At 65.8% G+C, this 9,373-nt stretch carries 6 protein-coding genes; 5 read left to right on the top strand and 1 reads right to left on the bottom strand.

Annotated features, from left to right (window positions below):
• The first annotated feature begins 152 nt into the window (after nucleotides 1–152).
• The 3 genes from ACOJTD_RS16985 to ACOJTD_RS16975 all read left to right on the top strand — a co-directional run bounded on the left by ACOJTD_RS16985 (nucleotide 153) and on the right by ACOJTD_RS16975 (nucleotide 4,840).
• Nucleotides 153–707: an endonuclease domain-containing protein gene (locus tag ACOJTD_RS16985; RefSeq protein WP_420134060.1), complete on the top strand. Its 555-nt coding sequence runs from the start codon at nucleotides 153–155 to the stop codon at nucleotides 705–707.
• Entirely contained in the window at nucleotides 708–3,170 is a 2,463-nt protein-coding gene (gene glyS / locus ACOJTD_RS16980) for a glycine--tRNA ligase subunit beta (protein ID WP_420134059.1), read from the top strand. It begins immediately after the preceding gene.
• A gap of 566 nt (nucleotides 3,171–3,736) precedes the next feature.
• Complete coding sequence (locus ACOJTD_RS16975; RefSeq protein ID WP_420134058.1) at nucleotides 3,737–4,840, top strand: hypothetical protein; 1,104 nt, start codon at nucleotides 3,737–3,739, stop codon at nucleotides 4,838–4,840.
• 191 nt (nucleotides 4,841–5,031) lie between these two features.
• Here ACOJTD_RS16975 and ACOJTD_RS16970 read toward each other — a convergent pair whose 3' ends face one another.
• On the bottom strand, nucleotides 5,032–6,312 hold the full coding sequence (locus ACOJTD_RS16970; protein ID WP_420134057.1) for an MgtC/SapB family protein: 1,281 nt from the start codon (nucleotides 6,310–6,312) through the stop codon (nucleotides 5,032–5,034).
• 507 nt (nucleotides 6,313–6,819) lie between these two features.
• Between ACOJTD_RS16970 and ACOJTD_RS16965 the strand changes: the two genes are divergently transcribed.
• Together ACOJTD_RS16965 and ppdK are read left to right on the top strand one after the other, a co-directional pair.
• A complete protein-coding gene (locus ACOJTD_RS16965; RefSeq protein WP_082364218.1) occupies nucleotides 6,820–6,975 on the top strand; it encodes a DUF3096 domain-containing protein in 156 nt (51 codons plus the stop codon).
• Between the two features lie 102 nt (nucleotides 6,976–7,077).
• Nucleotides 7,078–9,373, top strand: a 2,296-nt coding sequence (gene ppdK / locus ACOJTD_RS16960; protein ID WP_420134056.1) for a pyruvate, phosphate dikinase, incomplete at its 3' end; no start/stop codon positions are given.

Raw genomic sequence — 9,373 nt, 5'->3', positions numbered from 1 at the left:
TCTTTTCTTACCTCCCCTTGAGGGGGAGGGTCGCCTGCCCCAGGCAGGCGGGGTGCACGATAACCAGGACGCTCCTGCTCCCCACCCCCACGCGGGGAGGGGTCGGGGGTGGGGGTCCACGGATGCTGAGTTCAATGTTCGGATCGCCAGCGATGACGACAGATCGCCAGCGTCACTTCGCGCACACGATGCGCGCCAATCCGACCGATGCCGAGCGCGTGCTGTGGCAGCGCTTGCGGCACGATGTCTTGCTGGCGAACTCACATTTCCGCCGGCAAGTGTCGATCGGCCCCTACACCGTCGACTTCGCCAGCCGCGGCGCCAGACTGGTGATCGAACTCGACGGCGGTCAGCACGATGAGCAGCGCGACGCAGATGCGGCGCGCACGCGGCACATCGAAGCGCTTGGTTATCGCGTGCTACGCTTCTGGAATAACGACGTCCTCGGCAATCTGGACGGTGTTCTCGCCGAGATTCAGTCCGCGTTGCCCCCCACCCCCGACCCCTCCCCGCAAGGGGGAGGGGAGCCAAAACCGCGTACGCCCCCGCAGGCCGCGCGGGCGTCGTCGGGAGGCTCAATGATTTTGGTCTTCATGGACTCTGCTTTGGCCGAGTTGGCTTGTCTTTCCGGCACTGCCTTCTGCTCCCCTCCCCCTTGCGGGGAGGGGTCGGGGGTGGGGGTGCCGCGCGCACGGAATCATATCTAAATGCCCGATCTCCTCCTCGAACTGTTCTCCGAAGAAATCCCGGCGCGGATGCAGGGGAAGGCTGCTGATGATCTGAAGCGGCTGGTCACCGACAAGCTCGTCGCCGAAGGGCTCGTCTACGAGGGCGCCAAGGCGTTTGCGACGCCGCGGCGGCTGACGCTGACGGTGCACGGCATTCCGGCGCGGCAGCCGGATCTGAAGGACGAGCGCAAGGGGCCGAAGGTCGGCGCGCCGGACGCGGCGGTGCAGGGCTTTCTGAAAGCCACCGGGCTCGCGTCGCTCGACGAGGCCAAGATCCAGCGCGATCCGAAGAAGGGCGACTTCTACGTCGCGCTGATCGAGAAGCCGGGCCGGCCGGCCATCGAGGTGCTGGCCGAGATTTTGCCGGTGATCGTCCGCACCTTCCCGTGGCCGAAATCGATGCGCTGGGGCCAGCGCTCGGCCAAGCCCGGCGCGCTGCAATGGGTGCGGCCGCTGCATTCGATCATCGCGACCTTCGGCATCGACACCGAGGAGCCCGAGGTGGTGAGCTTCGATATCAGCGGCATCAAGGCCGGCCAGACCACGCGCGGCCATCGCTTCATGGCGCCGGATGAAATCAGCGTGCGCCGGTTCGAGGACTATGAGGCGAAGCTTCAGGCTGCGAAGGTCGTGCTCGATCCGCAGCGCCGCAAGGACATCATCCTGGCCGACGCCAAGACGCTGGCGCAAGCGCAGAACTACGCGCTGGTCGAGGATTCCGGCCTGCTCGACGAAGTCTCCGGCCTGGTCGAATGGCCGGTGCCGCTGATGGGCTCGTTCGACGAAGCCTTCCTGTCGATCCCGGACGAAGTGATCCGCGCCACCATCCGCGCCAACCAGAAGTGCTTCGTGGTTGCCGATCCGGCGACCGGTAAGCTCGCCAACAAGTTCATCCTGACCGCCAACATCGAAGCCAGCGACGGCGGCGCCGCCATCACCGCCGGCAACGAACGCGTGATCCGCGCGCGGCTGAGCGATGCGAAGTTCTTCTACGAGACCGATCTGAAGACCAAGCTGGAAGACCGGCTGCCGAAGTTCGATCAGATCGTGTTCCACGAAAAGCTCGGCACCCAGGCCGAACGCATCGCCCGGATCGAGCGATTAGCAGCCGAGATCGCGCCGCTGGTCGGCGCCGATGTCGACAAGGCCAAGCGCGCGGCGCGGCTGTGCAAGGCCGACCTCCTGACCGAAGTCGTCGGCGAATTCCCTGAGCTGCAGGGCCTGATGGGCAAGTACTACGCGCTGGCCCAGGGCGAAGACGCGTCCGTCGCCGCGGCCTGCGAGGAGCACTACAAGCCGCAGGGCCCGACCGATCGTGTGCCGACCGATCCGGTGAGCATCGCGGTGGCGCTGGCCGACAAGCTCGACACGCTGGTCGGCTTCTGGGCGATCGACATCAAGCCGTCGGGCAGCAAGGACCCCTACGCGCTGAAGAGGGCTGCAATCGGCGTTATTCGTGTGGTGCTCGAAAACAAGGATCGCATTTCTCTTGTAGAGCTTTTTCAGAAGGCGCTGGTGCTGCTGATGTACTTCAGCTTCCGTCCTGAGCATGGCTATCGAAGACTCGGTTCGGGGTGGGATCCGCAAACCGAAGATGGCCCATCGGAATCTTGGAACGAGCCACAGCATCTGCTCTTCTTGAACAGTGACGGCTTTGTCGATCGATCTGGCGATGCATTCGCGATGTTTCAGATCGGAAGTCCCGACCTGGGTTTTGATGAAACTGATGAGGAGAATATTCGCGCTCAGGCCGCGGCCGAGTTCCAACGTAGGCTAGAGCATCTTGATAGGGGGGCGGTCCATTTCATGTTTGACGAGTTCCCTCTCCCTGAGAAGCCGTCGCGTTCACCTGTGGCTCCCGCTTTCGACACACTCTCCTCAGAGGAGTTCTTCACCGCTGGAGCGAAAAAACTAGCGGACGACCTCCTCTCTTTCTTCGCCGACCGCCTGAAAGTCCAACTCCGCGATCAGGGCGCTCGCCACGATCTCGTCGATGCGGTGTTCGCGCTGGAAGGGCAGGATGACATCCTGATGATCGTCCGCCGCGTCGAGGCGCTGGCGGCGTTTCTTGCCACCGACGACGGCAAGAACCTGCTCGCCGGTACCAAGCGCGCCGCCAACATTCTGCGCATCGAGGAGAAGAAGGACGGCCGCGCCTTCGATGGCGCGCCGGATGCGGCGCTGTATGCGCAGGACGAGGAGAAGGCGCTCGCCGCCGCGATCGACCGCGCCAAGGCGGAGGCCGGCGCCGCCGTCGCCCAGGAAGACTTCGCCGCGGCGATGACCGCGATGGCCGGGCTGCGGCCGGCGGTCGATGCGTTCTTCGACAAGGTGACGGTCAATGCCGACGACAAGGCCGTCCGCGAAAACCGCCTGAAGCTGCTCAACGAAATCCGGGCAGCGACCCGGGCGGTGGCGGACTTCTCGAAGATCCAGGACTAACGCCTCCGTCATTCCGGGGCGCCGCGCAGCGGCGAGCCCGGAATCCATAACCACCGACGTTGGTGGTTGGGCACGGCGGGTCGGCGGCCGTGCGCAGCCGGGAGTCGTGGGAGTATGGATTCCGGGTTCACGAGCTCCGCTCGTGCCCCAGAATGACGGGGAGGGTTTGGTGCTCAGTCGCCGCTTCTTCCCAGGGACTTGCCGTTCTCCCGGGCCATTGCCGCTCTTCCCCAGCCGTCATTGCCGGGCTCGACCCGGCAATCCATCCTATTCGCAAAGACTCCTCATGCCGCGGTGGCGCGCGCGTGGGATGCGCGGGCCTTCGCCGCGCCGAAGGGGCTCCGGCCTCGCTGGCGGGTCGAGCCCGCGCATGACGACTTTGGGTTGGGCGACTTCTGACCCCCGAGCGATCGCTGATGGCAGCAGAGACGAGCGCCGCAACGACCACCGCCGCCAACGCCCCGCCGCAGCAATCTCCAGCAACATTTACGTTCCGTTAACCATGTCCTGAAAGGGTGGCGCTCGGTAAGGGTTCCTTAATTTGTTTGCGGACGGCGGGGCGCGCCATGACGTCGATTTCCAATCAGCTGCCGGGTTACGCGCAATATGGCGCCGCTTACGCGCGTGCGGCGGGGTCGCAGAGTTCGCTGGCCAACATCCTGAACGGCAATAGCGACGACGTGCTGCCGGGCGCCAGCAATGCGGCGACCAATCTGACGCTGTCGGCGCAGGCCAAGGCGCAGCTCGCCAGCGCCACCGCCACCAAGGACTTCAGCGCCGTCATCAGCGACAGCCGCGCCGCGCTCGACAAGCTCTACAAGGCCGCGAACGTCAGCGCGCCGTACGACTCCAGCGGCAAGCCGACGATCGATCTGTCGTCGCTCGATCGCCGCGCGCTGTATGCGATCGCCTCCAATGCCGGCGGAAAGTTCACCGAGGCCGAGCAGAACCTCGCCGCGGTGACGCGGATCGCCGGCTTCAACGCGGCGCTGTCGCCGGCCACGCAAACCGCCAAGCTCACCGGCAACTACAACGCCGTCTATAAGGCCGCCGCCGACTATCTCGACGGCGCCAGCAGCGAGGAGAAGGCGACCGCGACCTGGCAGGCCGAGCGCGCCGCGGTCGGCAAGGGCATCACCGCGACGCAGACCGATCCGACCAAAATTCCCACCGGCATCAGCAACGATCCGGTCGCCGCCTATCTGGCGCAATACCCGTCCGGCAGTCCGATCCAGACGCAGGATTTCGCCAGCGTGGCGAAGTCGGCCCGCGCCGCGCTGGATGCGCAGGCCAAGGCCGCGTCGGCCGCCGGCAAGGAGCTGGTGTACGATCCGGGCCGCAAGGTCGGCCAGCAGGCCGATCTGTCGACGCTGAGCAATCGCGATCTGTCGGCGATCTCGCTCAACAAGGACAATCTGTTCTCGAAGGAAGAGACCTTCGCGGCCAAGCGCGAGCTCGACAGCCGCAACCGCGCCAGCATCCTCACCGCGCTGAAGCAGAGCCAGACCTCGGGCAATCCCGCCGATTTCAGCCTCGGTCTGCTCAACGCCTATTCGGCGATGAGCGACGAGGAACGCACCGCCACCAACTGGACGCCGGCATTCCGCGACAACGCGGTGCAAAGCTACAAATCCACCACCACGCTGCTGTCGCTGTTGAAGAGCGGGTGAGTGACTGACTTGTAAGTCGTCATTCCGTTCTGAGTCGTCATCCTGAGGCGCTCGCCCGCCAGGGCGAGCCTCGAAGGATACAGCCTCACGCACAGCCGTTGACTGCGGCCCATCCTTCGAGGCTCGCTGGGCTCGCGCCTCAGGATGACGCTGTGCCGGTTGATGCGTCCGAACGGCCGTCGCTTCGACGACTACCGTCCGACGCCCGCCAAAATCAACGCCAACGCCACGCCGGCCACGGCGAGTAGCAGCAGCAGTACTGCGCTCTGCAGCGTCTGGCGGCCGCCGAACGACAGCGCGTAGGTGGCTTTCAGCACGTTGTTTGAGGAAGCCGCGAGCAGCACGGCGATCGACACCGCGTGTTCGCCGATCCCGGCGATGCCGCCTTGCGCCATGTTGAGCACGAACGGGTCGATGTCGGCAAAGCCGACGATCGCCGCCAGCCAGTAGATGCCGGCGGTGCCGAACTGCGTCTTCACCCAGGTCGACGCCACCGAGATCACCACGAACATCACGGCGAACACCGCCGCGGTGCCGAGTTCGAGCGGGTTGCCGCTCGGCGTCTGGTTCTGGGCTTCCGCGGGCGGCGCCTTGATCAGCCAGTATTGCAACGTCGCGATCAGCAGCGCGACGGCGGCCAGCCCGCCCATCGGCGCCGCGAGTTCGCGCGCCAGCGCCATATTGAACACCGCGATGATCGCCAGAATGCGCAGATACATGATGCCGGTGGCGAGCGTGATGCCGGCGAGCGCCTGTCGCCGCGCTGCCGGATCGGCGCCGGCCTGCCGCGCCAGTACCACCGTGGTGGCGGTCGATGAGTACAACCCGCCGATCGCCGGCATCCACAGCCCGCGCGCCGCCGGTGGCCAATAGCGCTGCGCCAGATAGCTCGCATAGGAGAGGGTGCAGACCAGGATCAGCGACAGCCAGACATGGCGCGGCGTGATGCTGGTGAGCGTCGTCACCGGCTCGTTCGGCAGCAGCGGCAGCACCACGCCGGTCAGGATCAGGAATTGCCCGGCGGTGGTGATTTCCTTCATGTCGACGCGGCGCGCCAGCCCGTGCAGCTGGTCGCGTCCAGTCAACAGCAGCACCGCCACCACCGTGCTGCCCACCGCCACCCAATGCGGCAGCGCCAGCGTCACGGCGCCGAGCAGATAAGCGTGGAAGTTGAGCAGCAGCACCACCAGCCCGGCATTGCGCTCGCCGCGTTCGTCGCGTTCGCGGATGTGCACGCCGTAGAAGATCGACAGCCACACGCCGAGCACCAGCAGGCCGCCCGTGAAGGCGATCAGCCGGGTGGGATCGAACAGATAGAGCAAGCCGCCGCCCAGCGAGAGCAGCGGAAAAGTGCGAATGCCACCGGGGCGCGCGGAGCTGGCCTTGGCGAAGAAATCCTCGAACGCGAAGCCGAGGAAGAAGCTGAGCAGCAGCAGCAGGCCCAGGCTGTGAAAGGAAGGAGTCGCAAGCATGATCACGATCCGGCCGACGCGGAGGCAGGGATCGCTGTCGGCGGTTGCCGGACCAGGGAGCGGCGCGGCTGGACGACCCTAACAGGTCGCCGCAGGGGCGAGAAGGCGTCTGCCGCAGCGAGCAGCCACGCGGGTTCGCGTGAAAGCAGTCAGCAGACCCCAAACAGACGAACCCCGCCCGGGCGGGGGACGGGGCGGGGTTCTCTGCCCGGTCGCAGGTCATGCGCCCTGGCTGTCGTTCAGCGATGATGATGCCATCGACCTGAACGATCTCTATGTTTCGTTCGCCGCGCTGCGATCAGATCGTCGCCGCGCAGTCACCGAGGCAATGCGGGGAGCGCGGCTATGTTCCGAGGAAAAAACGTCACGCCTCCGGGTTATTTCTGCCGGGATGGAACGTCTTGCGGGATCATCGTTGATTGGTGGCCGGTATCCCTCGGTTGCCGCGACAGCTACAAATCAGCTCGCGATTCGATCTCACTTTCTTTCACCTCGGAGACGACTGCTATGACGATCACCACTGCCCACATTCCTGCCATTGTTGCCCTGATCGCCGGCATCTTGATTCTCGTGATGCCGCGCCTGCTCAATATCGTGGTGGCGGTCTACCTGATCTGCATCGGACTCATTGGCATGGGCGTGTTGCGCTTCTTCCGCCTTTAGTCGCCTGGAAGCCGGCCACAGGCCGGCCGCCTTGCTTGCAATCGGCAAAACGTGGTGTATAGCGGCCCAATCCCACCCCCCTCCTGCGGACCGTTGAACGCCATGGCCAAAGCCGCTTCCAAGACCAAGAAGACCGTTGCGAAATCCAAGTCTTCTCCGAAGTCTTCTGCTCCGAAGTCCGTCGCCAAGGCCGCTTTTGCCAAGGCTCCGGCACGCGGCAAGGCCGCGGCGAGCGCCCGCAAGCCGGCGGTCAAAACCCCGCCGAAGCCGGCTGCGAAGGCAGCGAAGCCTGCCGGCAAGCCGCTGAGCAAGTCAGTCAACAAGCCGGCCGCGAAGCCCGCGGTGAAGAGCGTCGCCAGCAAGCCGGCGGCCAAGCCCGCCGCCGGAAAATCCGTCGCCACAAAATCCGCCGCCAAGTCGGTCAGCAAGGCTCCGGTCGCGGCGAGCGCGCCGAAGGCCGGCAAGTGGGTCTATACGTTCGGGGACGGCAAGGCCGACGGCAAGTCGAGCATGCGCGACCTGCTCGGCGGCAAGGGCGCCAACCTCGCCGAGATGGCCAATCTAGGCCTGCCGGTGCCTCCCGGCTTCACCATCCCGACCTCGGTCTGCACCTATTTCTACGCCAACGGCAAAACCTATCCGAAGGAGCTGAAGACGCAGGTCGAGCGTGCGCTCGAGCACGTCGGCAAGCTCACCGGCAAGCGTTTCGGCGATGCCACCAATCCGCTGCTGGTGTCGGTCCGCTCCGGCGCCCGCGCCTCGATGCCGGGCATGATGGATACGGTGCTCAATCTCGGCCTCAACGACGAGACCGTCGAGGCGCTGTCGAAGAAGTCCGGCGACCGCCGCTTCGCCTATGACAGCTATCGCCGCTTCATCACCATGTACTCCGACGTGGTGCTCGGCCTCGATCACCACCACTTCGAAGAAATTCTCGACAGCTACAAGGACGCCAAGGGCTACACGCTCGACACTGACCTCGATGCGGACGACTGGGTGCAGCTCGTCGGCCAGTACAAGGAAGCCGTCGCGCGCGAGATCGGCCAGGACTTCCCGCAGGATCCGAACGACCAGCTCTGGGGCGCGATCGGCGCGGTGTTCTCGTCGTGGATGAACGCCCGCGCGGTGACCTATCGCCGCCTGCACGATATCCCCGAGTCTTGGGGCACCGCCGTCAACGTCCAGGCGATGGTGTTCGGCAACATGGGTGAGACCTCGGCGACCGGCGTCGCCTTCACCCGCAACCCGTCGACTGGCGAGAGCCGGCTGTACGGCGAATTCCTCATCAATGCCCAGGGCGAGGACGTCGTCGCCGGCATCCGCACCCCGCAGGACATCACCGAGCACGCCCGCCTCGAATCCGGCTCCGACAAGCCGTCGATGGAAGTGGCGATGCCGGACGCCTTCCAGGAGCTGACCCGGATCTACACTCTGCTCGAGAAGCACTACCGTGACATGCAGGACATGGAATTCACGGTCGAGCAGGGCAAGCTGTGGATGCTGCAGACCCGCGGCGGCAAGCGCACCGCCAAGGCGGCGCTGCGCATCGCGGTCGAGCTCGCGCATGAAGGCCTGATCAGCAAGCAGGACGCGGTCGCCCGCATCGAGCCGGCGTCGCTCGATCAGCTGCTGCACCCGACCATCGACCCGCACGCCAAGCGCGACGTCATCGCCACCGGCCTGCCGGCCTCGCCGGGCGCCGCCTCGGGCGAGATCGTGTTCTCGTCGGACGAGGCGGCCAAGCTGCAGGCCGACGGTCGCAAGGTCATTCTGGTCCGCATCGAGACCAGCCCCGAAGACATCCACGGCATGCACGCCTCGGAAGGCATCCTCACCACCCGCGGCGGCATGACCTCGCACGCCGCCGTGGTGGCGCGCGGCATGGGCAAGCCCTGCGTGTCCGGCTGCGGCGCGATCCGCGTCGATTACGGCCGCGGCACGATGACGGTCGGCAACCGCACCTTCAAGACCGGCGACGTGATCACCATCGATGGCGCGATCGGCCAGGTGCTGGCCGGCCGCATGCCGATGATCGAGCCGGAGCTGTCGGGCGACTTCAACACGCTGATGGGCTGGGCCGATCAGGTCCTTGCGCTCAAGGTCCGCGTCAATGCCGACACGCCGGTCGACGCCCGCACCGCCATCAAGTTCGGCGCCGAAGGCATCGGCCTGTGCCGCACCGAGCACATGTTCTTCGAAGAGACCCGCATCCGCACCGTGCGCGAGATGATCCTCGCCGAAGACGAGCAGGCGCGCCGCGCCGCGCTCGCCAAGCTGCTGCCGATGCAGCGCGCCGACTTCGTCGAGCTGTTCGAGATCATGAAGGGGCTGCCGGTCACGATCCGTCTGCTCGATCCGCCGCTGCACGAATTCCTGCCGCACAGCCACGCCGAGATCG

Origin of the sequence: Rhodopseudomonas sp. (genome assembly GCF_048594845.1) — a bacterium.
Lineage (GTDB): Bacteria > Pseudomonadota > Alphaproteobacteria > Rhizobiales > Xanthobacteraceae > Rhodopseudomonas.
The sequence above is the reverse complement of the archived record's forward strand: the minus strand, read 5'-3'. Positions and strand labels throughout refer to the sequence as shown.

What these genes read in the sequence shown, in the direction of transcription:
- ACOJTD_RS16985 (WP_420134060.1), top strand. Translation starts at nt 153, where the DNA reads ATGACGACAGATCGCCAGCGTCACTTCGCGCACACGATGCGCGCCAAT.
- glyS (WP_420134059.1), top strand. Translation starts at nt 708, where the DNA reads ATGCCCGATCTCCTCCTCGAACTGTTCTCCGAAGAAATCCCGGCGCGG.
- ACOJTD_RS16975 (WP_420134058.1), top strand. Translation starts at nt 3,737, where the DNA reads ATGACGTCGATTTCCAATCAGCTGCCGGGTTACGCGCAATATGGCGCC.
- ACOJTD_RS16970 (WP_420134057.1), bottom strand. Translation starts at nt 6,312, where the DNA reads ATGCTTGCGACTCCTTCCTTTCACAGCCTGGGCCTGCTGCTGCTGCTC.
- ACOJTD_RS16965 (WP_082364218.1), top strand. Translation starts at nt 6,820, where the DNA reads ATGACGATCACCACTGCCCACATTCCTGCCATTGTTGCCCTGATCGCC.